Below are 23,569 nucleotides of genomic sequence, written 5' to 3'. Positions count from 1 at the left end.
CCGTAGGAGTTCACATGGCCCGTGGCGGCATTACCAAAGCCTTGGTGCAGATCGCGCGCACAGCAATCCTCGCTCGTGGCGAACACCCGAGCATCGATGCAGTACGCATTGAAATGGGCAACACCGGCTCGAAAACCACGATCCATCGCTATCTGAAAGAGCTGGATGACGGCGCCCAACCCGTTGAAGCTTCCGCAGAGCCTATCGATGACGAGTTGACCGCACTCGTCTCTCGCCTCGCCCAACGCCTCAAAGAACAGGCGCAAGAGCCCATCGAGCAGGCCCGCGAGCAGTTCGAGGAACAGCGCGAAGCGCTGGAGTCAGAGCTGAAACAGACTCGTCAGACACTGGAAAAGCTCGAACATGAGCACGACATTCAAGGCGCCGCACTGGAGCGTGAGTCCGAAGCGCTTGGCAACACGCGGTCTATGCTGCAAACCGAACAAACCCGCAATGCCGGACTGAATCAGGCATTGGCCGACTTTGAATTGCGCCTGAAGGACAAGGACGAGCAGATCCGCTCACTGGAAGAAAAACACCTGCATGCCCGTGACGCGCTGGAGCACTACCGCAACGCCAGCAAAGAGCAGCGCGAGCAGGAACAGAGCCGCCACGAAGCGCAAGTGCAGCAGATTCAGGCCGAGCTACGTCAGGCGCAGCAAAGCGCACTGGTTCGTCAGGACGAGATCACGCAACTGCACCGCGACAACGAACGCCTGCTCACGGAAAACCGTGGCACTCAACGCGAGCTGAGCTTGCTGCAGGATCAGCTCAAGCAAAGCAATCAGCGTCAGGATCAACTGCTGGAGCAAGCGACCCGCGTCGACAGCGAACGCACCCTCCTCCAGGAACGCCTGCGCGTAGCCACACTGGAAAGCCAGACACTCAAGCAGAACGTCGAGGAGCAAACGCTGCTCAATCAGTCACTGGAAAAGGAATTGAACAAGGCTCAAGCGAGCCTGGAAGAAAGCCAGCGTCTGGCGGCTGCCGTTGCGGCAGCGCCAGACTCAGCCAAGCCGAAAGACGCTTAAGCGCCGACCGGCGTACGCATGGTGACGAACTCTTCGGCGGCCGTCGGGTGTACCCCGATCGTGTCGTCGAAGTCGCGCTTGGTCGCGCCAGCCTTCAACGCAATCGCCAAACCCTGAACGATCTCGCCAGCGTCCGGGCCGACCATGTGACAGCCGAGGACTTTGTCGGTCTTGCCGTCGACCACCAGTTTCATCAGGGTTTTTTCCTGGCACTCGGTCAGGGTCAGCTTCATCGGCCGGAAACGGCTCTCGAAAATCACCACCTCGTGACCAGCTTCGCGCGCTTCCTCTTCGGTCAAACCGACCGTGCCAATGTTTGGCAAGCTGAATACCGCGGTCGGGATCATCTTGTAATCCACAGGACGGTATTGCTCTGGCTTGAACAGACGTCGCGCTACGGCCATGCCTTCTGCCAGGGCCACAGGCGTCAGTTGCACACGACCGATGACATCGCCCAGCGCCAGAATTGACGGCTCGCTGGTCTGGTACTGCTCGTCGACTTTGATAAAGCCTTTGTCGGTAAGCTGCACATCGGTGTTTTCCAGGCCCAGATTGTCGAGCATCGGGCGGCGGCCTGTGGCGTAGAAAATGCAATCCGCTTCCAGTACGCGACCATCCTTGAGGGTGGCTTTCAAGCTGCCGTCAGCCTGCTTGTCGATGCGCGCGATGTCGGCATTGAATTGCAGATCCAGACCACGCTTGGTCAGCTCTTCCTGTAAGTGTTTGCGTACCGAACCATCGAAGCCGCGCAGGAACAAGTCACCGCGGTACAGCAGCGTAGTGTTCGCGCCGAGGCCATGGAAAATCCCGGCGAACTCGACCGCGATGTAACCGCCGCCCACCACCAGCACACGCTTTGGCAGCTCTTTGAGGAAGAACGCCTCATTGGAACCGATCGCGTGTTCGCGCCCCGGAATCTCCGGAATCTGCGGCCAGCCACCGGTGGCGATCAGAATGTTTTTCGCAGTAAAACGCTCGCCATTCACTTCAACCTCATGCGGGCCAACGATCTTCGCGTGCGCTTCATGCAGGGTCACGCCGCTGTTGACCAGCAGATTGCGATAGATGCCGTTGAGGCGATTGATCTCGCGATCCTTGTTGGCGATCAGCGTCGCCCAGTCGAAATTCGCCTCACCCAGGCTCCAGCCAAAACCGGACGCCTGCTCAAAGTCTTCGGCGAAATGCGCGCCGTACACCAACAGTTTTTTCGGCACGCAGCCAACGTTGACACAGGTCCCGCCCAGATAACGGCTCTCGGCCACCGCCACTTTCGCGCCGAACCCGGCCGCAAAACGCGCAGCGCGCACACCGCCGGAACCGGCACCAATCACATAAAGGTCAAAATCGTAGGCCATTTCTATCTCCTCGGCAGGGGATCAGCATACCTGCAGACACCCATTGGGCAAGCACTGCCAGTCATATGGGGGCGCAAAATGAAAAAACCCGCCGAAGCGGGTTTTTCTTACCAACCGATCAAGCGCTCTTAGTAAGCCTTGCCAGTCTTGTAGAAGTTCTCGAAGCAGAAGTTGGTCGCTTCGATGTAGCCTTCAGCGCCACCGCAGTCGAAACGCTTGCCTTTGAACTTGTAGGCCATGACGCAGCCGTTCTGGGCTTGTTTCATCAGGGCGTCAGTGATCTGGATTTCGCCGCCCTTGCCTGGCTCGGTCTGCTCGATCAGGTCGAAGATGTCCGGGGTCAGGATGTAGCGACCGATGATCGCCAGGTTCGACGGCGCGTCTTCCGGCTTTGGCTTCTCGACCATGCTGTGCACGCGGTAGATGTCGTCGCGGATCATCTCGCCGGCGATCACGCCGTACTTGCTGGTTTCCTGCGGATCGACTTCCTGGATGGCGATGATCGAGCAGCGGAACTGCTTGTACAGTTTGACCATCTGGGTCAGGACGCCGTCGCCGTCGAGGTTGACGCACAGGTCGTCCGCCAGGACCACGGCGAACGGTTCGTCACCGATCAGCGGGCGACCGGTGAGGATCGCGTGGCCCAGACCTTTCATTTCGGTCTGACGGGTGTAGGAGAACGAACACTCGTCGAGCAGTTTGCGGATACCGACCAGGTATTTCTCTTTGTCGGTGCCTTTGATCTGGTTTTCCAGCTCGTAGCTGATGTCGAAGTGGTCTTCCAGAGCACGCTTGCCACGACCGGTGACGATGGAGATTTCTGTCAGGCCAGCGTCCAGAGCTTCTTCAACGCCGTACTGGATCAGTGGCTTGTTTACCACCGGCAGCATTTCTTTAGGCATGGCTTTAGTCGCTGGCAGGAAGCGAGTACCGTAACCGGCTGCTGGGAACAAGCATTTCTTGATCATATAAGTCCTTGAAAGGGCTGTGTGTACGAGTTTCGGCGCAGTCTAATCAGGCGGCGTGCACCTTACAATGCCCCGCACTGGCTAACCGATGCCAACATAGAGAAATATTCTCGCCGATAGTTCCATCGACATCCGGGCGCAGCCAGATCAGCGTAGCTCAAAGCTGCCGGCAAACTGAATCACCATACGCTCATCGTCCCCCAATGTGAGCATTTGCCGGTATCATGGCGCCTTTGAACCAGCGAACGAGACAGATAGATGGCCGCGGTAAAAATCATCAATGGGTATGTGATCGACAAGAAAGACGGCAAGTGGACGCTGACCACCACCAATGGCGAGCACATCGCCGGGCCTTTCGACAGTGAGCAAATGGCGACCGATGTTGCTTCCGTATTCACCGACACTCCGGCATCGGCCAAGCGCCGTGGCAAAGATCAGGACTGATCAGCCCCGACACGCCCCAGCCCTGCCCTTGTGTAGGGCTTTTTTGTGCCCGCTGACAAACAAGTGGCCAAACGCTATAACCTTTTCACACCGGCGCTGTCAGAGCGTCTAGTCCCCCTCGCTGAAGACCACGAACATGACCCTGAAAAAACTTCTGCCACTGATTGCGCTATTGGCACTGGCCGGCTGTGCCACCTCGCAACCCACGTACCTGAACAATGGCGAACAGGGACTGTCGATCGACTGTTCCGGCGAAGCCAACTCCTGGGCGACCTGCTATGAAAAAGCCGATGCCTCCTGCGCGGGCACTGGTTACCGCATCGTTGGCACTGACGGCACGCCACAGCCGAAGGAAAGCGACAAAACCCTGGGCGTCGATGTCGGCAATTACAAAAACCGCAGCGTTGTCGTGGTCTGCAAATAGACCTTACATATGAATTTCGGCGAATTTGATCCCGAGTCCGCGCACGACTTCGATCAGATCGTCGAGACGGTTGAAGGATTCGACTTCGTCGTTATCGTCCACCAGAAAGTAACTGCGGCCGGCGCTCTTCTTGAAAAACACGATCCACTCCCCCGGATTCGCCGGGTTCTGGATGACATGGGTGGCAGAGATCAGGCCCTCTACGTGGCGCTCCCGTACTTGCTCTCGCTTCATCGCGACTCCAGAAATGAAAATGCCGTCACAGCATGACTGCGACGGCATCGGTGCTGATGACTGTCAGTCTATCAGCCGGAAATACACGCATTGGCGGCCTTTTGCACGTCACGCGGGCGAACCGGCACATTCGACATGCGCTCATGCAATTTGATGCTGCTGCCGCCGGAGCGATCTTCGATATCAAACACCGCTGCGGCGCCGGTGGAAAGTTTCCCCGGCACGATGACCCGAACCCCGTCCTTGTGCGGCTGCACTTGCAGCGCGCCACGGCTGTCTGCCAGTTTCTCGGCCAGACACTGGGCATATTCATGGGGTTTCTTGCCGGAGATCACGCTCATGGTCGGCAGCGTTTCATTGATTTCGGAAACACTCGCACAACCACCCACAGCCAGAACCAACGGCAGACACACCACACCCCACTTCATACAAAACCTCCGTTAAAGACCGTCCGACAGCACAAATGCCGTTTTTCTCCGGGGCCTTCTGCATTTAACCCGCATCCGATTGCGAATATCTGTTCAAAATTGTCAAACCAACGCCCGACGGCCAGATAATAACCCGTGCGGGCTGATAAACTGCGCGCAATTACAAGCTATCGTTTTGATTTTGTAGAAAAAGCCCTTCTGGAGGCGCCCATGAAATTCATTCACCAGCGCGAACACCTCAACGAAGACGACATCGTCGTCATCCAATGCTCGCAAATGTGCAACATCCGTCTGATGAACGACGCCAACTTCCGCAGCTTCAAGAATGGCGGCCGTCACACCTATCACGGCGGCGCCTTCGACACCTTCCCGGCCCGTATCACCGCGCCGAGCACCGGTTTCTGGAACATCACCATCGATACCGTCAACCGACGTGCGATCAGCGTGACCCGCAAGCCGACGCTGACCCACTCGATCAAGATCATCCGTCGCTCCAGCACCAAACTCAGCTGAGACACGTCGCTCAACCAGAAAGGAATGCATGACCGTGGCCCAAACGACCAAATACGTCATCAAGTACAAACTCAACGGTGAACGCCGCTTCGAGTTCGCGCAACTGGAAAACGGCACTGAAGAAGAAGCCAAAGTTGCCCTGGACGCGATTCACGGTCAGAGCGACGACGTGATCAGCGAAATCAGCGTCAGCAAAGCACTGTAAGACACGACAGCGAATTCGACCGCACGCGGCGGAGTGTTCTGTCGCGAGGACAGATCCAGACTGACTGCTTCGACCATGAGTCAAGGAGTGACCGTGCGTCATGGCGTCAGTCGCATGCACAGTGGAAAAAGGCATACCCTAGGCATCATCTTTCACCACGTCACCTGAGCACCATGCAACCGAACACTTTCGATCTGTTCGCCGATCATGAACCCGAACAACGCCCCCGCGCCGAGAAGATTGGCGAGCAATCGTGGCTGCTGCATGGGTTCGCCCTGCCATTGATCGAGCAGATCCTGCCGGCGCTGGACGCAATCCTTGTCGCAGCGCCGTTGCGCCACATGGTCACGCCGGGCGGCTTCAGCATGTCGGTAGGCACCAGCAGTTGCGGGCCATTGGGTTGGATCACCGATCGCCACGGTTACCGCTATTCAAGCGTCGACCCGCTCAGTGATTTGCCATGGCCAGCGATGCCGGAAGTATTCTCGACGCTGGCGCAATCGGCAGCGGCGCAAGCCGGATTTTCTGGCTTCAACGCCGATTCCTGCCTTATCAACCGCTATGTCCCCGGCGCGAAGATGTCGTTGCATCAGGACAAAGACGAAAAGGCCTACAGCGCACCGATCGTTTCGCTGTCACTCGGGTTACCGGCCATGTTCCTTTTCGGCGGCTTCAGTCGCAGCGACAAGAGCCAGCGCATTGCCTTGCTGCATGGCGACATGGTGGTCTGGGGCGGCGTTGATCGCTTGCGTTATCACGGTGTGTTGCCGATCAAGCAGGGCCGGCATCCGCTCCTGGGTGAACAGCGGATCAATCTGACCTTTCGCGTCGCCGGATAATCTGCAAAAAGTTTGACCGCAAGGCTCGGAGTGTTGCGCCTTGCGATGCTGGTTAACCTGAATCGAACAGGTCAACGGACAAACCATCATGAAAACGCTTTCTGCCCCCTTCAAGACCGAAAACGATCCACGCTGGGCCGCTGTGGTTGCGCGAGATCCACAGGCGGACGGGCAATTTGTCTACGCGGTGAAAACCACCGGCATCTACTGCCGCCCGAGCAGCCTCTCCCGCTTGCCGAAACCGCAGAACGTGGTGTTTTTCGATACGCCTGAACAGGCCGAAGCCGCCGGCTATCGGCCGAGCAAGCGTGCCAGTAAAGATCAAAGTGACGTCGCCGCGCAACATGCCGCGACCGTCGCCATTGCCTGCCGCCACATCGAATCCGCCGAGACATTGCCGGCGCTCAACGAACTGGCCGCAACCGCGGGTCTGAGTCCGTTTCACTTCCATCGCGTGTTCAAGGCCGCGACAGGGTTGACGCCCAAAGGCTATGCGACAGCCCATCGCTCGCGCAAAGTCCGTGAGCGCCTGGCAGACGGCGGCTCGGTGACGGGTGCGTTGTACGACGCGGGCTTCAATTCCAACAGCCGTTTCTATGAAACAGCGGATCAGTTGCTTGGGATGAAACCCGGCGATTATCGCGCTGCGGGAAAGAACAACGACATCCGTTTCGCTGTCGGCCAGTGCTCGCTAGGAGCGATTCTGGTGGCGCAAAGCGAGCGTGGGGTGTGCGCGATTCTGTTGGGTGACGATCCGCATCAACTGGTGTGCGATCTGCAGGATCAGTTTCGTAAAGCCAACCTTATTGGCGCCGATGCCGGGTTCGAACAACTGATCGCCAGGGTCGTGGGCTTTATCGAGGCCCCGGCGCTTGGCCTGGATCTGCCGCTGGACGTTCGCGGCACTGCATTTCAGGAGCGCGTGTGGCAGGCGCTGCGGGAAATCCCGGCGGGTCATACAGCCAGTTACGCCGAGATTGCCCAACGCATCGGCGCACCGACCTCCATGCGGGCGGTGGCGCAGGCTTGCGGGGCCAACCGTTTGGCGGTGGCCATCCCGTGCCACCGCGTGGTGCGCAGCGATGGCAATCTCTCGGGTTATCGCTGGGGTGTCGAGCGCAAGCGTCAGTTGCTGGAGCGCGAGACGCAGCCTTAGCGATTGACGTCCACCACAACCCGTCCGCGAAGCTGCCCGGCGAGCAATTCTGGCGCCGCATCGATGGCTTCACTCAGGCCGATTTCATGGCTGATCAATGCCAGCAAGGAGAAATCCAGATCCTTGGCCAGACGACCCCACGCTTCCAGGCGCCGCGCCTTGGGCTGGGTCACGCTGTTGATGCCGGCGAGGGTCACGCCACGCAAAATGAATGGCGCCACCGAAGCCGGGAAGTCCATGCCTTGCGCCAGACCACAAGCGGCAACGGTGCCCTCGGAACGAGTGCTGGCGCAAGCATTGGCCAATGTATGACTACCGACCGAATCGATCACCGCTGCCCAGCGCTCTTTGGCCAGTGGCTTGCCGGGCACTGACAAGGTCGCGCGGTCGATGATTTCACCGGCGCCTAACTGCTTCAGATACTCATGCTCGGAGACACGGCCGGTGGATGCGACGACGCGATAGCCGAGCTTGCTCAGCAACGCGATGGCGAAACTGCCAACGCCACCATTGGCCCCTGTGACCAACACTTCACCCTGATCCGGCGTCACGCCATTACGTTCGAGTGCCAGAATGCACAGCATCGCCGTATACCCAGCCGTACCGATGGCCATGGCTTGCGCCGCGGTAAAGGCCTTGGGTAATGGAATCAGCCAGTCGCCATTAAGTCGCGCCTTCTGCGCCAGACCACCCCAGTGATTCTCGCCGACACCCCAGCCATTCAGTAGCACCTGGTCACCCACCTTATAGTCGGGGTGCGAACTGGCTTCTACCGTGCCCGCCAGGTCGATCCCTGGCACCATCGGAAACCTGCGCACCACCGGACTGCTGCCGGTAATCGCCAGGCCGTCCTTGAAGTTCAGCGTGCTGTACGCAACGGCCACGGTGACATCGCCTTCGGGCAATTGCTCTTCGTTGATCTGTTGCAGGTTGGCGCGGTAACCGCTGTCGTCTTTGTCGATCACAATGGCGTTGAACATGACTGCCTCGCATGACTGTTTTCAGAATGTCGTGCCTTGAAATACCACATCGCAACACCCTGCCACATTCGACTTTGCGCCAATCGGCGAAACCGCCGGGTATTTCCATGGCGGGCGACTATGCTTTTTCGACGGTCGTGGCATTCGTGTCGACAACAGCAATTGGTACGCAGTCGAAAATGGCATCTGGTTCTCCGCCACCAGCGTGAGCGGCCCTTGGGTGATGGCCTGCTCCGTGTCGGCGGGCGATCAGCGCACCAATGACTTTCACAACTCCTCGCAATTCATGAATCACTCGTTTGGCGGCGGATTTCATCGACGCTGAAAAACTGCACGGGTTGTTCTGAATTTCGAACTGGCTGCGAATCCGCTTTTGCTGTTAAAAACCGGATCTGCCGTCCCTGCCCGTTACCTCGTTCGGAGAACAGCTTTCATGAGCCAATGGCCAGACACCCGCATTCTTGACCTGCTCGGCATTGAATTACCGATCATCCAGGGCCCGATGGCCGGTGCAACGAATTCGTCCATGGTCATCGCCGTATGCAACGCCGGGGGCCTGGGTTCGATGCCGGCGGCCATGCTGAGCATCGAGCAATTGCGCGAAGAGCTGAAAACCATTCGCCAACACACTGACAAGCCCTTCAACGTGAACTTCTTCTGCCACCAGCCACCGGCAGCCGATGAGCAACGTGCGCATGCCTGGAAGCAGTTGCTGGAACCGTATTACCGCGAACTGGGCGCCGATTTCGATGCACCGACACCAGTCTCCAACCGGGCACCGTTCGATGCGGCAGCCTGCGAGGTACTGGAAGAATTTCGGCCTGAGGTCGTCAGTTTCCATTTCGGTCTGCCAGAGAAATCCCTGCTTGATCGGGTCAAGGCAACCGGAGCGAAAATTCTCTCCTCGGCCACCACTGTCGATGAAGCGATCTGGCTGGAACAGCACGGCTGCGACGCGATTATCGCCATGGGTTACGAGGCCGGCGGCCATCGCGGCATGTTTCTCAGTGATGACCTGAGCAGTCAGGTCGGCACGTTTGCCTTGGTGCCTCAGATAGTCGATGCGGTAAAAGTGCCGGTGATTGCCGCCGGAGCCATTGCCGACGCACGCGGCGTGGCGGCGGCGTTCTTGTTGGGTGCCTCAGCGGTACAGGTCGGCACGGCCTATCTGTTCACGCCAGAAGCGAAAGTCAGCGCTTCTCATCACAAGGCGTTGCGCACCGCCAAGGACAGCGAAACGGCGATCACCAATCTTTTCACCGGGCGGCCGGCGCGGGGCATTCTCAACCGCGTCATGCGTGAGCTGGGACCGATGTCGCCGAAAGCACCGGCATTTCCCTTGGCTGGTGGGGCGCTGATGCCGTTGCGAGCAATCAACGAGGCAGAGTTTGCCAACCTCTGGGCCGGTCAGGCCTTCACCTTGGGCAAAGACATTGGTAGCGCTGACCTGACCCGGCAACTGGCTGAAGGTGCGCTGGCAAAACTCACTCGTCAGTGACGCCAGACAGAGTGAGGATTCAAGCATCCTCACTCCGGTTTTAACCAACACTTCCTGTTTGGCGGCATTTCGCTATATATTTCGCTATATAGCGAATCCACCCTCGTATCGGCGCAGTTCGCCTCCAACAATAGCTGCCCGCTGCACTCGCCAACAACGGAGCTGTTACATGCCCATTCGTGCCTCACGTTTTGCCCCAACCTGTCTGGCCTCTTTGCTTGCGGTCTTCGCCGTGGGCGCAGTTCAGGCTGATGAAGTGCAGGTGGCGGTTGCAGCCAATTTCACCGCGCCGATCCAGGCCATCGCCGCTGATTTCGAAAAAGACACCGGGCACAAACTGGTCGCAGCCTATGGCGCTACTGGGCAGTTCTATACCCAGATCAAGAACGGTGCGCCGTTTGAAGTGTTTCTCTCCGCAGACGACACCACCCCGGAAAAACTCGAAAAAGAAGGCGACACCGTCAAAGGCTCGCGCTTCACCTACGCCATCGGCACCCTGGCGTTGTGGTCGGCGAAAGAAGGTTATGTCGATGCCAAAGGCGAGGTGCTGAAAAAGAACGAGTACCAGCACCTGTCCATCGCCAATCCAAAAGCCGCGCCATATGGCCTCGCGGCCACGCAAGTGCTGGAAAAACTCAAATTGACCGAAGCCACCAAAGCCAGGATCGTTGAAGGCCAGAACATCACACAGGCTTACCAGTTCGTCTCGACCGGTAACGCCGAGCTGGGCTTTGTCGCCCTGTCGCAGATCTACAAGGACGGCAAAGTCAGCAGCGGTTCGGCGTGGATCGTGCCTGCGAGCCTGCATGACCCGATCAAACAGGACGCGGTCATTCTGAACAAAGGCAAAGACAACGCCGCCGCCAAAGCGTTGGTCGAATACCTCAAAGGCCCGAAAGCCGCTGCGGTGATCAAATCCTACGGGTACCAGCTGTAAATGGCGCTGACGAGTGCCGATTTCGCGGCGATCTGGCTGACCCTGAAACTGGCGTCCCTGACCACCGCGATTCTGCTGGTCGTCGGCACTCCGATTGCCCTGTGGTTGTCGCGCACCCGTTCGTGGCTGCGCGGCCCGATCGGGGCGATCGTCGCCCTGCCCCTCGTGCTGCCACCGACCGTGATCGGTTTCTATCTGTTACTGATGATGGGCCCGCACGGTTTTCTCGGCCAATTCACTCAATGGCTGGGCCTGGGCACTCTGACCTTCAGCTTCACTGGACTGGTGATCGGCTCGGTGATCTATTCAATGCCGTTCGTGGTGCAGCCGTTGCAGAACGCGTTCTCGGCGATCGGCACCCGCCCACTGGAAGTCGCCGCGACCTTGCGCGCCAATCCATGGGACACATTTTTCAGTGTGATCCTGCCGCTGGCGCGTCCTGGTTTTATCACGGCGGCGATACTCGGCTTCGCGCATACCGTCGGTGAGTTCGGCGTGGTGCTGATGATCGGCGGCAACATTCCCGACAAGACCCGCGTGGTTTCCGTACAGATCTACGACCACGTCGAAGCGATGGAATACGCGCAGGCCCACTGGCTGGCCGGGGCGATGCTGGCGTTCTCGTTTCTGGTGTTGCTGGCGCTGTACTCCAGCCGCAAGACCCGCGCAGGCTGGAGCTGATTGATGATTGATGTACGTCTGAACATTGCCTATTCGGGTTTCAGCCTCGATGTCGACCTGAACTTGCCCGGCCGAGGCGTGACTGCGCTTTATGGGCATTCCGGCTCGGGTAAAACCACCTGCCTGCGTTGCATCGCCGGGCTCGAACGCGCCGATCATGGCTTTATCCAGATCAACGACGAAGTCTGGCAGGACAGCGACAACGGCATTTTCGTCCCGCCACACAAACGCGCGCTCGGCTATGTATTTCAAGAAGCCAGCCTGTTCCCCCACCTGTCGGTGCTGGCCAATCTGCAATTCGGCCTCAAGCGTATCGCCCGATCCCAGCGTCGTGTCGACATGGCGCAGGCCACCGAACTCTTGGGCATCGGCCATTTGCTCGAACGTCATCCGCAGCATTTGTCAGGTGGCGAACGGCAGCGCGTCGGCATCGCTCGTGCCCTGTTGACCAGCCCGAAACTGCTGCTGATGGACGAACCGCTGGCGGCCCTCGACAGTCAGCGCAAACGTGAAATCCTGCCGTACCTGCAACGCCTGCATGACGAACTGGAAATTCCGCTGTTGTACGTCAGCCATGCGCAGGACGAAGTCGCGCGGCTGGCTGACCATCTGGTGTTACTCAGCGAAGGTAAAGCGCTGGCCAGCGGCCCGATCGGCGAAACCCTTGCGCGCCTGGATCTGCCGATGGCGATGGGCGATGACGCCGGGATAATCATTGAAGGCCAGGTGAGCGCTTACGATGCGCAATATCAATTGCTGAGCCTGCAATTGCCGGCCACCGAGATGAGCATTCGCGTCACACATGCACCGATGGATGTAGGCCAGACCCTACGCTGCAAAGTGCACGCCCGCGACATCAGCCTGAGCCTGCAGAACAGCGAGTTCAGCAGCATTCTCAACCGACTGCCGGTGACCGTGGTCAGCGAGCAATCGGCCGACAACGCCGCTCATGTGCTGATTCGCCTGGATGCGGGTGGCACCCCGCTGCTCGCACGCATCACACGCTACTCCCGGGACCAGTTAGGCGTACATCCGGGCCAGCATTTATGGGCGCAGATCAAAGCAGTCGCAGTCCTCGCCTAAATCATTCGGCACCACGGCAACGGCGTGCGGTCAATCGCTTTACAGACCGCCGCGCCATTAAAGGAAACTGCCATGCCCGACACCGTGCTGACTGCCGAATTGCCATCCGACCTGCATTACGTCGATGACACCCAGCCCGGTATCACCCGCAAGAAACTGCGCGGCAAGTTCTGCTACTTCGAACCGTCAGGCCAGCGCATCACCGACATCGACGAAATCAAACGCATCAATGCCCTCGCCGTGCCGCCGGCCTATACCGACGTGTGGATCTGCCCTGACCCGCGCGGTCATCTGCAAGCCACCGGCCGTGATGCCCGTGGCCGCAAGCAATATCGTTATCACGCGCGCTGGCGTGAGGTGCGCGATGCAGACAAGTATTCGCGCCTGCGCGAGTTCGGTCTGGCCTTGCCGAAACTGCGCAAGCAACTGGAAGCGCTGTTGGCCGCGCCCGGCTTCAGTCGCGACAAAGTCATGGCCACGGTGATCACCCTGCTCGACGCCACACTGATCCGGGTCGGCAATACCCAATATGCTCGCGACAACCGCTCCTACGGCCTGACCACCCTGCGCAGCCGACATGTCGAAGTCAACGGCAGCGCAATCCTGTTCCAGTTTCGCGGCAAAAGCGGCATCGAACACCAGATCACGGTCAAGGATCGCCGCCTGGCGCGCATCATCAAGCGCTGCCTGGAAATTCCAGGACAGAACCTGTTTCAGTATCTGGATGAAAACGGTGAGCGACACACCGTCAGTTCTTCCGACGTCAACGCCTACCTGCAAACCCTGACCGGTGCCGATTTCACCGCCAAGGATTACCGCACCTGGGCCGGAAGCGCTTTGGCATTGTCGGTCTTGCGTGAATTGCAGTGGGCATCCGAGACCGAGGCCAAACGCCATGTGGTGGAGATGGTCAAAAGCGTCGCCAAGCAACTGGGGAACACGCCGGCGGTGTGCCGCAAGTGCTACATCCATCCCGCGGTGGTGGAAAAATTCATGCTCGGCGCCCTCGCTGAACTGCCTCGTCCACGCGTGCGCAAAGGCCTGCGTGCCGAGGAAGTGGCGTTGGCGATGTTTCTCGAGCGCATGAGCGAAATGACCGACGCCCCTTGATCCACTGTAAAACGTCATCTAGGCTAACGACCTTCTCCTCCTCCCCGGACGACCGCAGAAGTGAACAACCCCGCCTCCTAAAAAATGTAATCGCGACACGCCGCTCTTGGCGCTTGTCAGTTTTCACGACATTTTCTGGAGGTGCCGATGACTCACGTCTCGCGTACAGCCGCACTCGTTTCCCTGAATAAACTGGGCTTTCAGTTCGCCAATGGCGCAACACTGTTTGAAGACCTGAATCTGAATTTCGATCATCAACCGACCGCTATCGTCGGGCGCAACGGTGTCGGCAAAAGCGTGCTCGCACGCCTGATTGCCGGACAGTTGCAGCCCACCTTCGGCGACGTGATACGTTCAGTTCCCGCGCATTACGTCGCGCAGACTTTTGTTATCACACCCGAGCAAAGCGTGGCCGAAGCAACGGGAACGACCCAGGTGTTCAGCGCACTGGAGCGACTTAAGCTTGGTGACGCCACTGCTGACGATTTCAATCTTATCGACGAACGCTGGGATCTGGCGGAGCGCCTGCGCCAGATGCTCGATGAGGCCGGGTTGGACGACATCACCTCTACGGACCTCACCGAAAATCTAAGCGGTGGTCAGCAGGCCAGAATTGCCCTGATCGGCGCGCTGCTGAGTCCGGCGCAAATGCTCGTACTCGACGAGCCGACGAATCACCTCGACGGTGCCGGTCGACAATGGCTGAGGAGCGCGCTTGAACGCTGGCGTGGCGGCCTGATCGTCGTCAGTCACGACCGGCAATTACTGGAGCAGATGCAGCGAATCATCGAACTTACGCCTACGGGGGCAAGCGTTTTCAGTGGAGTGTTTTCGGTATTCGACGAGCAGCGCCGAATACATCGACAGGCAGCACAGGCGCAACTCGATCAGGCTCGCACCGAGCGTCAGCGCGAACGCACGCGGTTACAACGCGAGCACGACACTATTCAGCGCCATGCCGCCGGCAGCCGGCGCAATGCGCAAACCGCCAACGTTTCGGGCTTCGAGCGGGCAGCCATGAAAGCGGCCGCGCGGGAAATCATGGGGCAGGTAAAGGTCGGCCACCAGGCACGCAAATCCGATCTGGATGAACGCGTCCGTGAGGCGTATGCAAACGTCCAGCCGGACGACAGCGTGCTGATCAATCTTCCGGGTAGCGTGGTTCCAGGCAATCGCCGGGTGTGCACACTCATCGACGCCTGTTTGCCATGGTTGTCCGCAGATGCGCCCAGCTCTCGGCTTGACCTCACCATTCAGGGGCCAATGCGCATTGCTGTCAGCGGTCATAACGGTTGTGGCAAATCGACGCTGTTGAAATTGCTGGCTGGCGAGTGGGCGCCGGTGAGTGGCGAGTGCATCACGCATGTGCCTTTTGCCTTTCTCGATCAACAGTTGAAATTGTTGAATGACGACACCTCCATTGTTGATCAATTGCAGGCACAGCAAACGCCTTTGAGCGAAGGTGAGTTGCGCAGCTTCCTCGCTCATCTGCAACTGGACGCACAACGTGTCACCCGGCCATGCGCCTCACTCAGTGGCGGCGAACGCTTGAAGGCAGCCCTCGCGTTGGCGTTGTGGCGCCAGACGCCCGCGCAATTACTGCTGCTGGATGAGCCAACCAATCATCTGGACCTGGAATCGGTGCAAGCTTTCGAACACGCCTTACAGACATTTCCCGGTGCGATAGTTGTGGTTTCCCACGATCAGGCATTTCTACGGGCGTTAAATCCAAGCCATCAGCTGATCTGGCACTTCGAAGGCTGGCGTTGGCAACCGACGAGCTGAGCTGTGTATTTTTTGCACGATTGCCGAGGGCTTCTATAGTTGATCTGACACGAATCAGCTGCGGTGACGCCATGGAAGACATTTTCGTCGTGAAGCGTTGCAACAAGATCATTATTCACGGTCGACGCGCCGGAGACAGTCCGCATGATCCAGCCGAAGCGCAGAGCTGGTTTCGCATCCGCGATACGCGTACGGGCGGTTTCATCGGCGATGGCTATGACAAAGAGGAAGACGCACAGCGCGAATGCAAGCGTCTCAACGCAGCGAGTTCCCCACTACCGGCCCGCGAGTCATCCGGCTGATGCCGATCAGAAGCGGGTCTATACTGAAACCAGCTGAAGGAGCGGCGCCCCACGGCAGAAGGCTCGCAACACGCGGGCTTTTTGCTGCAGCTCAGGTTTCATTGAACGGAGGTGTTCCATGTCCGAAAAAGAGTCCATCACCACCCTCCTCACCTTGCTTGACGCTCGCCAAGCGCGCCTCGCGGCCGCCTGCAAAGAGATCGCCGACTGGGTCGACCACCAAGGCGGACATCCGACTGCCCTGCGCATCCGTGACCGGCTGAACGATATAGAGAAGGATGCTCCGCTGATTCGCAATACGCTGTCGGCGCTCAAACCTGTCGATCGGCCGCTGCCTCGGTTCAGATGACAGCGACCTCGCCAAGGTCTCAGGATTTTGCCTGAAAAGCGGTGACACACAGGTCACCGCGCATTTGCCTGTCCGAGTTGCTTATTTTCCCGCGATTGCGGTTTTTCACATAACGATCACATCTGCGCGGCTACAGTGAAATCACTCCTTTGCACCCCCCTCACCCGCCCGCATGCGGGTGTTTTTTTGCCTGCGCCGCATTGCCGAACGGCACAGGAGGTGAGTTGTCCAAATTAATACACGTCGCAAAGGAGACAGTTCATGGTTATCCATTTCAACGTTGACGGGCATCTCGCCTGTGGCCACAAAGGCAAACAACTGTCGGCAAGCCAAGAACTCAATCGTGTGAAATGCCGCAGCTGCCGCAGTACCGATGCCTACAAACAGGCACGAAAAGATCAGCGTAATGCCGCCCGCAGATTGGCCCGCCAGACCAAAGCCACGCACAGCGAAGCAAACTGGCGAGCAGAATGGATCGAGCGGCTGACTGCAATGGCCGGACTTCAGCGCTTGCCTCGGGGTTTTAGCGGGCAGGCGTTCGTTTAGCCCTGCATAAAAAAGGCAAAAAAAGGCCTGCATGAGAAAACTCATGCAGGCCTTTGATATTCATGGTGCCCGAAGCCGGAATCGAACCGGCACGCCCTTACGAGCGGGGGATTTTAAGTCCCATGCGTCTACCAGTTTCGCCATTCGGGCGGTAGCGCGGTACTGCTCTCCTCCGCTATACAGTCGCAATCCTGAAAGGATCCAACCTTGAACAGCAGAGCGGGAAATATATACATCACTTCCCGGTGAAGCAAGTTTGCAATGGCCGTATTTCAAGACTAAATCTTGCAACGCAGTGCAAATAAAAAAGCTCCGTAAATCATGGATCTACGGAGCTTGTTTATAGTGGAGGCCGAGGTCGGAATCGAACCGGCGTAGGTGGATTTGCAATCCACTGCATAACCATTTTGCTACTCGGCCTCAAAGCATTTGCTGTCAGTAGCACAACAACAAATACGTACAAACTTGGAGCGGGAAACGAGACTCGAACTCGCGACCCCGACCTTGGCAAGGTCGTGCTCTACCAACTGAGCTATTCCCGCTTGGTGATGCGCATTCTATAGAATTAAGAAGCTCCGTCAACCCCTTGATTCAAAAAAGTTTTATTTCTTTTCGACATCGGTCTTCAGGTGCGGCCAAGCGGCGCGAAGGTATTGAACCATCGACCACAACGTCAGGCCGGCAGAGACCATCAGCAAGGCATAACCCAGGATAACCCAGAAACTGAAGTCCTTTGGATTGGCCAGCAGGATCACCAGTGCGAGCATCTGCGCGGCGGTTTTCCATTTACCGAGATTCGAAACAGCTACGTGGGCACGGGCACCAAGTTCGGCCATCCATTCACGCAAGGCCGATACCACAATCTCGCGACCGATGATGACAGCAGCCGGCAGCGTGAGCCAGAGATTGCCGTGCTCCTGGACCAGCAGCACCAGTGCTACCGCAACCATGAGTTTGTCGGCGACCGGATCGAGAAACGCACCGAACGGAGTACTTTGCTCCAGACGACGGGCCAGATAACCGTCCAGCCAGTCTGTCGCTGCCGCAAAGGCGAACACCGAGGCGGAGGCCATGTAACTCCACTGGTAAGGCAGATAGAACAGCAAAATGAAGATCGGGATAAGCAGGACGCGTAGAACGGTAATCAGATTAGGGATATTCATCGGCACAACTGGCTACGAGGTGAAGGGGCATTCTACTCGCTATGCAGGTTCGCATAAATCGACTCTGCGAGCTTTTTACTGATCCCCGGGGCTTTGGCGATCTCTTCGATGCTTGCACGAGACAGCTCCTGCAATCCACCAAAATGTTTCAACAAATCGCGACGCCGGGTCGGCCCGACACCCGCAACGCCTTCCAGCGTTGACGTACGGCGGGTTTTGCCGCGGCGGGCGCGGTGCCCTGTAATCGCGAAGCGGTGGGCCTCATCGCGGATCTGTTGAATCAGGTGCAGCGCCGGCGAATCGCCTCGCAAGGTGAACTCATGCGCTGCATCATTTAGATACAACGTTTCGAAGCCGGCCTTGCGCGTGGCGCCCTTGGCGACACCGAGCAGGATCAGATCCGGCACGGCCAACTCGTTGAGAACATCTCTAGCCATCGACAACTGGCCCTTGCCACCGTCGACCAGCAAGATGTCCGGCAACTTGCCCTCGCCTTCCTTGAGTTTGCTGAAGCGTCGTGTAAGGGCCTGATGCATGGCGGCGTAGTCGTCTCCCGCCGTAACCCCTTCGATGTTGTAGCGCCGGTAGTCCGACTTGATCGCGCCTTCCGGGCCAAACACTACACAAGACGCGACCGTTGCCTCACCACTGGAATGACTGATGTCGTAGCACTCCAGGCGCTGCGGCGGCTCATCCAGGTTCAACACTTCGGCCAAGGCCTCAAACCGCGCGGCAGTGTGTTGACGGTTGGCCAGGCGTGCGCCCAACGCCTGCTCTGCGTTGGTCACCGCCAGTTGCTGCCAGCGCGCACGAGTACCGCGAACCCGATGACTGATGGTCAGTTCGCGGCCACGCAACTCATGGATCGCCTCGATCAACGTCGGAAAATCTTCGTGAACCACATTGACGATCAGTTCACTCGGCAAATCCCGTTCAGGGCTGCTGATGAAGTATTGGCCGAGAAACGCGGCCATGACTTCCGACACATTCTCTTCGATACCGACTTGCGGAAAGAAATTCTTGCTGCCCAACACGCGTCCGCCACGGACGCTGATCAAATGCACGCAGGCACCACCGGGGTTGACGAATGCCGCGATGACATCGATATCCCCCGTACCGCCTTCCATGCTTTGCTGATCCTGGACCCTGCGCAACAGCGCGATCTGATCGCGCAACTCGGCAGCCCGCTCGAACTCCAGGTTGATTGCCGCCTCCTCCATCGCCGTCGACAATTCGTTGGTCAGCGCGTGACTACGCCCCTCAAGAAACATGACCGAGTGACGCACGTCTTCGGCATAAATCTCAGGCTCGACCAGCCCGACGCAAGGTGCCTTGCAGCGTTTGATCTGATACTGCAGACATGGCCGCGTACGGTTCTTGTAGTAGCTGTCTTCACATTGGCGAACGAAGAAGGTCTTTTGCAGCAGACTCAGGCTTTCGCGTATGGCGCCGGCGCTCGGATAAGGACCGAAGTACTTGCCCTTGGCTTTTTTCGCCCCGCGATGAATGCTCAGGCGCGGAAACTGCCCGTCGGAAAGAAACACGTAGGGATAGGATTTGTCGTCGCGCAACAGGATGTTGTACGGCGGCCGCCACTCTTTGATCAGTGTTTGTTCAAGCAGCAGCGCTTCGGTTTCGTTGGCGGTAATGGTCGTTTCGACCTGCGCAATGCGACCCACCAACGCAGCGGTTTTAGGCGCCAGACCGGTTTTGCGAAAGTAGCTGGCCAAGCGTTTTTTCAGATTTTTGGCCTTGCCCACGTACAGCAGGCGTGCATCGCTGTCGAACATGCGATAGACGCCCGGGCGCCCACTGACTGTCGAGAGAAACGCGCCGGAATCGAATGTGTCAGTCATGGTCAGAGGCTGGCATCAACCATGCCGTGACGAACCGCCAACAGTGTCAGCTCGACGTCGCTGCTGATCGAAAGCTTCTCGAAAATACGGTAGCGATAGGTGTTCACGGTTTTCGGCGACAGGCACAACTTGTCGGAAATGATCTGTACTTTCTGACAGCCGACAATCATCAACGCGATCTGAATTTCCCGCTCGGACAAGGCATCGAAAGGAGAATCGTTGGACGGTTGAAAGGATTTGATCGCCAATTGCTGGGCGATTTGCGGACTGATATAGCGTTGACCGGCAAACACCAGGCGAATCGCCTGAACCATTTCCGGCAAACCCGCACCCTTGGTCAGATAACCCGCAGCACCTGCCTGCAGCAAGCGTGTCGGAAAAGGATCCTCCTCACACACCGTAACAGCGACCACTTTGATATCCGGGTGACTGCGCAACAGTTTGCGCGTGGCTTCGAGGCCGCCGATGCCTGGCATCTTGACGTCCATCAACACCACATCGGGCTTCAACTCTCGGGCCTTGATCAGGGACTCTTCCCCGGATTCGGCCTGGCCAACCACCTGCAAGCCATCGATATCGGCCAGCATACGTGTAATGCCTGTGCGAACGAGATCATGGTCATCGACCACTAGCACCCTAATCAAGCAGACACCTCGCGATATGGTCATATTGGGATGCCGGACACCTTAGCAAAAAGTGCCACACAGACCTAGCGGAAAGCGTCATTTAAAAAGTTTCAATTCATCATTGAAGGCTTGCCGGCTGCGGGTTTCAGAGCACAGGTGTACTGATATCAAGCTGCATTCGCAGAAAACACTCGTCCGCGCCCTGAACCTGTAGGCCTTTTCTCTCGTACAAGTTTCTCGCCGGATTATTCTCGAATACGGTCAGTCGTACAGCCGGGCGTCTTTCTTTGCGGGCCATGTCGATAACCTGATCAATCGCCCAGGAACCAGCGCCCTGCCCCTGAAGCGTTTCAGCAATCTGCAATTCACGGATATAGAGCGCACGCAGATCCCGGCTGAGACTGAGAAAACCCACCGCCAGATCACCCCGCACTATCAACCAGCTCTGTCGCCCCGGCCACGCTACGTCAAATGCTTCGTCCTGCCATAACAGGTCATGGTCAATGTAATAGCGCAGCATGTTCTGACAGGTGAGATCGCGGGCAAATGCCAGGTCTTCTGGAGTCGCAAGACGTAAGTGGAATTTCATCGGGCTTGCGTAACAGGAACAACCCGTCCCTGCCATATACCTTCTTTGCGCTGAGCGACGACCAGAAGATCGCCCGCCCCCGGAGCTGCAACGATCAGCGAACCGTCTTCAGACCAGATGCAACTACGCCCAGCGGATTGCCAACCGCCGGTCAGCCCGCCGTGATTGGCCATTAGAACAGCCATCGAGTGTTGCCTGGCGTAGCCCTGAAGTATTGCCGTATCGACTGCGTAACCTTTCTCGCTGATCAATACGCCGGCTGCGTACAGGTTGGCGCCCCGATCGGCGGCCGCCGCGGCATGGCTGGCATGCGTGAAATCGGCGCACACCGCCAACGCGACGACGTCCCCGCCGATATTCAGCGTCGGGCCACCGAAACCAGGTGCAAAAACAAGTTCCTCGCCCGTGTGCAAATGCTGCTTACTGTAAACACCGAGAGAGCCATCAGCGCCCAGAACCAGAGCGCCAATGCGCACCGAATCATTGTCCTCCAGCCGAATTGGCATGCCGACAACGGCAGTTACCCCAAGCTTTCGGGCCAAATCCCCAAGAGGTTGCAACACGGCATCTTGCGGTTCGATCGCCAACGCTGCGGCCGGTTTTCCTTCATAGCCAGTCAGCGACAACTCGGGAAAAACCAGCAACTCGACACCCTGCTCCGCTGCGGCCTCAATGAAGCGGCAATGTCTTGCAATGTTCCCGGGGAGATCCCCGGCAAGGGAGAGGCTTTGGGCTGCGGCAATGGTCAGTGTCGACACGGTTCATCCTTGGCAATCAAGCAAAACGCTGAGTGTCACCACTCTTGCCCAAATCAGGCAATAGGCATTTTGTTGAGCGCGCGATAGCAATTTCTGATTGCTGAGCCGCATCGGCCTCTAGTAAGCTCGGCCCATTCATCGGAGACAGACCATGCTCAGCACCCTTTCACAGCTTCGTACCGCCAGCGCCCTGCGCTCGGTTGCGGCTGCCCGGGTGAATGACGTTTGCGCTCCGGTCAGCTTTTATTTTGGGTATTGGTTTAGCCACTGGCGCGCCTGATACCCAAACGGCGCCCATAACAACGGGTCGCCTACCAGAGATTTCTCAACCCCCGGTCGGCCTCCCGACCGGGGGTTTTGCTTTTTCAGCCCCGAATTTTTTCAGCACCACACCAGACACTTTGAGGATTCACGAAATGAACTACGCCACTTATTACCGTTACGACAGCTTTAGCGCCTGGCGATTTACCAGCTTCCGCTCGGGACAGCCTGCCGCCTCCGATCGGTCACCTACAGGTGGCAAGCACACACATATAGCCAATACGGCCAACTGTCGAACACCCCAATAGGGCCGAGCGTGCGGGACGAACCCGCCGCCAGCCCAGGAAGACCGAATATGAACTCGTCCGTTTCTGCTCTGCCACTGTCCACGCTGAACTCTGCCAACGAAGCATTGACCCTGCGTCTGCCCAGCTCGTTGCAACTCAAACAGCAATTGCCTCTGAGCAATGCCTTAAGCCTGCAAGTCGCCGGCCATCGCCAGGCAGTTCGTGCCATTCTCAATGGCCAAGATCCGCGACTGCTGGTTATCGTTGGCCCCTGCTCCATCCACGACCCACAATCGGCACTCGAATACGCCAGCAAACTCGCTCGACTGGCTGAAGCAGTCAGCGGCGAGATGCTGCTGGTGATGCGGGCTTACGTCGAAAAACCGCGTACGACGGTCGGCTGGAAAGGTCTGGCCTACGACCCGCACCTGGATGGCAGTGATGACATGGCTGGCGGCCTTACTCTGTCACGCGAACTGATGCTGGAAATGATCCGGCTCGGTTTGCCAGTGGCAACTGAGCTGTTGCAACCCATGGCTGCAGGCTACTTCGATGACCTGCTTAGCTGGGTGGCCATTGGCGCCCGTACCACTGAGTCGCAGATCCACCGGGAAATGGCCAGTGGCTTGAGCATGCCGGTAGGCTTCAAGAACGGCACCGACGGCGGTGCCGCCATTGCCGTTGACGCCATGCGTTCGGCAGCCCATCCGCACCGGCATTTCGGCGTCGATAGCCAAGGGCATCCAGCCATCATTCAAACGCCAGGCAACCCCGACACCCATCTGGTACTGCGCGGTGGCCATAAAGGTCCGAACCATGATCGCGAAAGTGTGGCCAACATCCACGCCGATCTGAACCGCCTGAAAATTCCCGGCCGGATCATGGTCGACTGCAGCCACGCCAATAGCGGCAAGGATCCTTCACGTCAGCCAGGCGTATTCAACGAAGTACTGGAACAACGCTTGCAGGGTGATCGAGCACTCATCGGCATGATGCTCGAATCTCACTTGTTCGAAGGCTGCCAGCCGCTCAGCCCATCCTTGCAATACGGTGTTTCGATTACCGATGGTTGCCTTGGTTTCAGCGCAACGGAACACTTGCTGCTTGACGCCGCGCAGCGTCTCTCCGCAAACGCCATAGGTTGAGTATCGGGCTCGCCCT

The 23,569-nt window shown here is 58.1% G+C and carries 28 protein-coding genes and 3 tRNA genes; 18 read left to right on the top strand and 13 right to left on the bottom strand.

Going from position 1 to position 23,569, the window contains the following annotated elements:
* The first annotated feature begins 14 nt into the window (after positions 1-14).
* Positions 15-1,031, top strand: a complete 1,017-nt coding sequence (locus ACRRSD_RS27840; protein WP_435036433.1) for a DNA-binding protein — start codon at positions 15-17, stop codon at positions 1,029-1,031.
* On the opposite strand, the gene gorA is transcribed toward ACRRSD_RS27840, so the two are convergent.
* Together gorA and galU are read right to left on the bottom strand one after the other, a co-directional pair.
* A complete protein-coding gene (gene gorA / locus ACRRSD_RS27835; protein ID WP_435036432.1) occupies positions 1,028-2,386 on the bottom strand; it encodes a glutathione-disulfide reductase in 1,359 nt (452 codons plus the stop codon). The genes ACRRSD_RS27840 and gorA overlap by 4 nt on opposite strands.
* Before the next feature lie 128 nt (positions 2,387-2,514).
* Positions 2,515-3,354 carry a UTP--glucose-1-phosphate uridylyltransferase GalU gene (gene galU / locus ACRRSD_RS27830; RefSeq protein WP_053120371.1) on the bottom strand — a complete coding sequence of 280 codons (840 nt, stop codon included), beginning with the start codon at positions 3,352-3,354 and terminating at the stop codon, positions 2,515-2,517.
* A 258-nt stretch (positions 3,355-3,612) separates the two neighbouring features.
* Here galU and ACRRSD_RS27825 point away from each other — a divergent pair, with 258 nt between their 5' ends.
* Both ACRRSD_RS27825 and ACRRSD_RS27820 read left to right on the top strand, forming a co-directional pair.
* Complete coding sequence (locus ACRRSD_RS27825) at positions 3,613-3,798, top strand: hypothetical protein (RefSeq protein ID WP_007912238.1); 186 nt, start codon at positions 3,613-3,615, stop codon at positions 3,796-3,798.
* Between the two features lie 142 nt (positions 3,799-3,940).
* Positions 3,941-4,222: a hypothetical protein gene (locus tag ACRRSD_RS27820; RefSeq protein WP_435038555.1), complete on the top strand. Its 282-nt coding sequence runs from the start codon at positions 3,941-3,943 to the stop codon at positions 4,220-4,222.
* Between the two features lie 3 nt (positions 4,223-4,225).
* Here ACRRSD_RS27820 and ACRRSD_RS27815 read toward each other — a convergent pair whose 3' ends face one another.
* Complete coding sequence (locus ACRRSD_RS27815; protein WP_008082673.1) at positions 4,226-4,456, bottom strand: hypothetical protein; 231 nt, start codon at positions 4,454-4,456, stop codon at positions 4,226-4,228.
* 71 nt (positions 4,457-4,527) lie between these two features.
* The gene (locus ACRRSD_RS27810; protein WP_116028985.1) at positions 4,528-4,884 is read right to left on the bottom strand and encodes a hypothetical protein; all 357 of its coding nucleotides are present in this window, start codon (positions 4,882-4,884) and stop codon (positions 4,528-4,530) included.
* A gap of 210 nt (positions 4,885-5,094) precedes the next feature.
* Here ACRRSD_RS27810 and ACRRSD_RS27805 point away from each other — a divergent pair, with 210 nt between their 5' ends.
* The 5 genes from ACRRSD_RS27805 to ada all read left to right on the top strand — a co-directional run bounded on the left by ACRRSD_RS27805 (position 5,095) and on the right by ada (position 7,597).
* On the top strand, positions 5,095-5,397 hold the full coding sequence (locus tag ACRRSD_RS27805) for a DUF1883 domain-containing protein (protein ID WP_007912251.1): 303 nt from the start codon (positions 5,095-5,097) through the stop codon (positions 5,395-5,397).
* Positions 5,398-5,425: 28 nt separating this feature from the next.
* On the top strand, positions 5,426-5,602 hold the full coding sequence (locus ACRRSD_RS27800; RefSeq protein WP_095120937.1) for a hypothetical protein: 177 nt from the start codon (positions 5,426-5,428) through the stop codon (positions 5,600-5,602).
* Positions 5,603-5,635: 33 nt separating this feature from the next.
* A complete protein-coding gene (locus tag ACRRSD_RS27795) occupies positions 5,636-5,770 on the top strand; it encodes a 2OG-Fe(II) oxygenase (protein WP_435036431.1) in 135 nt (44 codons plus the stop codon).
* A 5-nt stretch (positions 5,771-5,775) separates the two neighbouring features.
* Positions 5,776-6,441: a DNA oxidative demethylase AlkB gene (alkB, locus tag ACRRSD_RS27790; RefSeq protein WP_435036430.1), complete on the top strand. Its 666-nt coding sequence runs from the start codon at positions 5,776-5,778 to the stop codon at positions 6,439-6,441.
* Positions 6,442-6,529: 88 nt separating this feature from the next.
* Positions 6,530-7,597: a bifunctional DNA-binding transcriptional regulator/O6-methylguanine-DNA methyltransferase Ada gene (ada, locus tag ACRRSD_RS27785; RefSeq protein ID WP_435036429.1), complete on the top strand. Its 1,068-nt coding sequence runs from the start codon at positions 6,530-6,532 to the stop codon at positions 7,595-7,597.
* On the opposite strand, the gene acuI is transcribed toward ada, so the two are convergent.
* Complete coding sequence (gene acuI, locus ACRRSD_RS27780) at positions 7,594-8,577, bottom strand: acrylyl-CoA reductase (NADPH) (RefSeq protein ID WP_435036428.1); 984 nt, start codon at positions 8,575-8,577, stop codon at positions 7,594-7,596. The two genes, ada and acuI, sit on opposite strands and share 4 nt — an antisense overlap.
* A gap of 433 nt (positions 8,578-9,010) precedes the next feature.
* Between acuI and ACRRSD_RS27775 the strand changes: the two genes are divergently transcribed.
* The 9 genes from ACRRSD_RS27775 to ACRRSD_RS27735 all read left to right on the top strand — a co-directional run bounded on the left by ACRRSD_RS27775 (position 9,011) and on the right by ACRRSD_RS27735 (position 16,868).
* Positions 9,011-10,075, top strand: a complete 1,065-nt coding sequence (locus tag ACRRSD_RS27775; protein ID WP_435036427.1) for an NAD(P)H-dependent flavin oxidoreductase — start codon at positions 9,011-9,013, stop codon at positions 10,073-10,075.
* Positions 10,076-10,244: 169 nt separating this feature from the next.
* Positions 10,245-11,012 (top strand): molybdate ABC transporter substrate-binding protein, encoded by a 768-nt coding sequence (modA, locus tag ACRRSD_RS27770; protein ID WP_435036426.1) that lies wholly within the window; start codon positions 10,245-10,247, stop codon positions 11,010-11,012.
* Entirely contained in the window at positions 11,013-11,693 is a 681-nt protein-coding gene (modB, locus tag ACRRSD_RS27765) for a molybdate ABC transporter permease subunit (RefSeq protein ID WP_435036425.1), read from the top strand.
* A 3-nt stretch (positions 11,694-11,696) separates the two neighbouring features.
* The gene (gene modC / locus ACRRSD_RS27760) at positions 11,697-12,776 is read left to right on the top strand and encodes a molybdenum ABC transporter ATP-binding protein (protein ID WP_435036424.1); all 1,080 of its coding nucleotides are present in this window, start codon (positions 11,697-11,699) and stop codon (positions 12,774-12,776) included.
* A 72-nt stretch (positions 12,777-12,848) separates the two neighbouring features.
* Positions 12,849-13,886, top strand: coding sequence for a DNA topoisomerase IB (locus ACRRSD_RS27755; RefSeq protein ID WP_435036423.1), 1,038 nt, complete (start codon positions 12,849-12,851; stop codon positions 13,884-13,886).
* 147 nt (positions 13,887-14,033) lie between these two features.
* The gene (locus ACRRSD_RS27750; protein ID WP_435036422.1) at positions 14,034-15,671 is read left to right on the top strand and encodes an ATP-binding cassette domain-containing protein; all 1,638 of its coding nucleotides are present in this window, start codon (positions 14,034-14,036) and stop codon (positions 15,669-15,671) included.
* 71 nt (positions 15,672-15,742) lie between these two features.
* A complete protein-coding gene (locus ACRRSD_RS27745; protein ID WP_435036421.1) occupies positions 15,743-15,973 on the top strand; it encodes a hypothetical protein in 231 nt (76 codons plus the stop codon).
* A gap of 118 nt (positions 15,974-16,091) precedes the next feature.
* Positions 16,092-16,322, top strand: a complete 231-nt coding sequence (locus ACRRSD_RS27740) for a hypothetical protein (RefSeq protein WP_008082703.1) — start codon at positions 16,092-16,094, stop codon at positions 16,320-16,322.
* Positions 16,323-16,583: 261 nt separating this feature from the next.
* Positions 16,584-16,868 carry a hypothetical protein gene (locus ACRRSD_RS27735; RefSeq protein WP_435036420.1) on the top strand — a complete coding sequence of 95 codons (285 nt, stop codon included), beginning with the start codon at positions 16,584-16,586 and terminating at the stop codon, positions 16,866-16,868.
* A 63-nt stretch (positions 16,869-16,931) separates the two neighbouring features.
* Here the strand turns inward: ACRRSD_RS27735 and ACRRSD_RS27730 are convergent.
* The 8 genes from ACRRSD_RS27730 to ACRRSD_RS27695 form a co-directional block, all read right to left on the bottom strand.
* Positions 16,932-17,018 (bottom strand) — tRNA-Leu (locus ACRRSD_RS27730).
* A 196-nt stretch (positions 17,019-17,214) separates the two neighbouring features.
* A tRNA-Cys gene (locus tag ACRRSD_RS27725) sits at positions 17,215-17,288 on the bottom strand.
* 46 nt (positions 17,289-17,334) lie between these two features.
* Positions 17,335-17,410, bottom strand: a tRNA-Gly gene (locus tag ACRRSD_RS27720).
* A gap of 60 nt (positions 17,411-17,470) precedes the next feature.
* Positions 17,471-18,031 carry a CDP-diacylglycerol--glycerol-3-phosphate 3-phosphatidyltransferase gene (gene pgsA / locus ACRRSD_RS27715; RefSeq protein WP_007950102.1) on the bottom strand — a complete coding sequence of 187 codons (561 nt, stop codon included), beginning with the start codon at positions 18,029-18,031 and terminating at the stop codon, positions 17,471-17,473.
* Between the two features lie 32 nt (positions 18,032-18,063).
* Complete coding sequence (gene uvrC, locus ACRRSD_RS27710; RefSeq protein ID WP_435036419.1) at positions 18,064-19,887, bottom strand: excinuclease ABC subunit UvrC; 1,824 nt, start codon at positions 19,885-19,887, stop codon at positions 18,064-18,066.
* A 2-nt stretch (positions 19,888-19,889) separates the two neighbouring features.
* Positions 19,890-20,531, bottom strand: a complete 642-nt coding sequence (gene gacA, locus ACRRSD_RS27705; protein WP_016984198.1) for a response regulator transcription factor GacA — start codon at positions 20,529-20,531, stop codon at positions 19,890-19,892.
* Between the two features lie 127 nt (positions 20,532-20,658).
* The gene (locus ACRRSD_RS27700) at positions 20,659-21,102 is read right to left on the bottom strand and encodes a GNAT family N-acetyltransferase (protein WP_435036418.1); all 444 of its coding nucleotides are present in this window, start codon (positions 21,100-21,102) and stop codon (positions 20,659-20,661) included.
* Entirely contained in the window at positions 21,099-21,860 is a 762-nt protein-coding gene (locus ACRRSD_RS27695; RefSeq protein WP_435036417.1) for a carbon-nitrogen hydrolase family protein, read from the bottom strand. The genes ACRRSD_RS27700 and ACRRSD_RS27695 overlap by 4 nt, the downstream gene beginning before the upstream one ends.
* Positions 21,861-22,476: 616 nt before the next feature.
* Here ACRRSD_RS27695 and ACRRSD_RS27690 point away from each other — a divergent pair.
* Positions 22,477-23,553: a 3-deoxy-7-phosphoheptulonate synthase gene (locus tag ACRRSD_RS27690; protein ID WP_435036416.1), complete on the top strand. Its 1,077-nt coding sequence runs from the start codon at positions 22,477-22,479 to the stop codon at positions 23,551-23,553.
* The last annotated feature ends 16 nt before the right edge of the window (positions 23,554-23,569 follow it).

The organism is Pseudomonas neuropathica (assembly GCF_051174785.1).
Lineage (GTDB): Bacteria > Pseudomonadota > Gammaproteobacteria > Pseudomonadales > Pseudomonadaceae > Aquipseudomonas > Aquipseudomonas neuropathica_A.
The sequence above is the reverse complement of the archived record's forward strand: the minus strand, read 5'-3'. Positions and strand labels throughout refer to the sequence as shown.

Coding starts and splice junctions, on each gene's coding strand:
- ACRRSD_RS27840 (WP_435036433.1), top strand. CDS start 15: ATGGCCCGTGGCGGCATTACCAAAGCCTTGGTGCAGATCGCGCGCACA.
- gorA (WP_435036432.1), bottom strand. CDS start 2,386: ATGGCCTACGATTTTGACCTTTATGTGATTGGTGCCGGTTCCGGCGGT.
- galU (WP_053120371.1), bottom strand. CDS start 3,354: ATGATCAAGAAATGCTTGTTCCCAGCAGCCGGTTACGGTACTCGCTTC.
- ACRRSD_RS27825 (WP_007912238.1), top strand. CDS start 3,613: ATGGCCGCGGTAAAAATCATCAATGGGTATGTGATCGACAAGAAAGAC.
- ACRRSD_RS27815 (WP_008082673.1), bottom strand. CDS start 4,456: ATGAAGCGAGAGCAAGTACGGGAGCGCCACGTAGAGGGCCTGATCTCT.
- ACRRSD_RS27810 (WP_116028985.1), bottom strand. CDS start 4,884: ATGAAGTGGGGTGTGGTGTGTCTGCCGTTGGTTCTGGCTGTGGGTGGT.
- ACRRSD_RS27805 (WP_007912251.1), top strand. CDS start 5,095: ATGAAATTCATTCACCAGCGCGAACACCTCAACGAAGACGACATCGTC.
- ACRRSD_RS27800 (WP_095120937.1), top strand. CDS start 5,426: ATGACCGTGGCCCAAACGACCAAATACGTCATCAAGTACAAACTCAAC.
- alkB (WP_435036430.1), top strand. CDS start 5,776: ATGCAACCGAACACTTTCGATCTGTTCGCCGATCATGAACCCGAACAA.
- ada (WP_435036429.1), top strand. CDS start 6,530: ATGAAAACGCTTTCTGCCCCCTTCAAGACCGAAAACGATCCACGCTGG.
- acuI (WP_435036428.1), bottom strand. CDS start 8,577: ATGTTCAACGCCATTGTGATCGACAAAGACGACAGCGGTTACCGCGCC.
- ACRRSD_RS27775 (WP_435036427.1), top strand. CDS start 9,011: ATGAGCCAATGGCCAGACACCCGCATTCTTGACCTGCTCGGCATTGAA.
- modA (WP_435036426.1), top strand. CDS start 10,245: ATGCCCATTCGTGCCTCACGTTTTGCCCCAACCTGTCTGGCCTCTTTG.
- modB (WP_435036425.1), top strand. CDS start 11,013: ATGGCGCTGACGAGTGCCGATTTCGCGGCGATCTGGCTGACCCTGAAA.
- modC (WP_435036424.1), top strand. CDS start 11,697: ATGATTGATGTACGTCTGAACATTGCCTATTCGGGTTTCAGCCTCGAT.
- ACRRSD_RS27755 (WP_435036423.1), top strand. CDS start 12,849: ATGCCCGACACCGTGCTGACTGCCGAATTGCCATCCGACCTGCATTAC.
- ACRRSD_RS27750 (WP_435036422.1), top strand. CDS start 14,034: ATGACTCACGTCTCGCGTACAGCCGCACTCGTTTCCCTGAATAAACTG.
- ACRRSD_RS27745 (WP_435036421.1), top strand. CDS start 15,743: ATGGAAGACATTTTCGTCGTGAAGCGTTGCAACAAGATCATTATTCAC.
- ACRRSD_RS27740 (WP_008082703.1), top strand. CDS start 16,092: ATGTCCGAAAAAGAGTCCATCACCACCCTCCTCACCTTGCTTGACGCT.
- ACRRSD_RS27735 (WP_435036420.1), top strand. CDS start 16,584: ATGGTTATCCATTTCAACGTTGACGGGCATCTCGCCTGTGGCCACAAA.
- pgsA (WP_007950102.1), bottom strand. CDS start 18,031: ATGAATATCCCTAATCTGATTACCGTTCTACGCGTCCTGCTTATCCCG.
- uvrC (WP_435036419.1), bottom strand. CDS start 19,887: ATGACTGACACATTCGATTCCGGCGCGTTTCTCTCGACAGTCAGTGGG.
- ACRRSD_RS27700 (WP_435036418.1), bottom strand. CDS start 21,102: ATGAAATTCCACTTACGTCTTGCGACTCCAGAAGACCTGGCATTTGCC.
- ACRRSD_RS27690 (WP_435036416.1), top strand. CDS start 22,477: ATGAACTCGTCCGTTTCTGCTCTGCCACTGTCCACGCTGAACTCTGCC.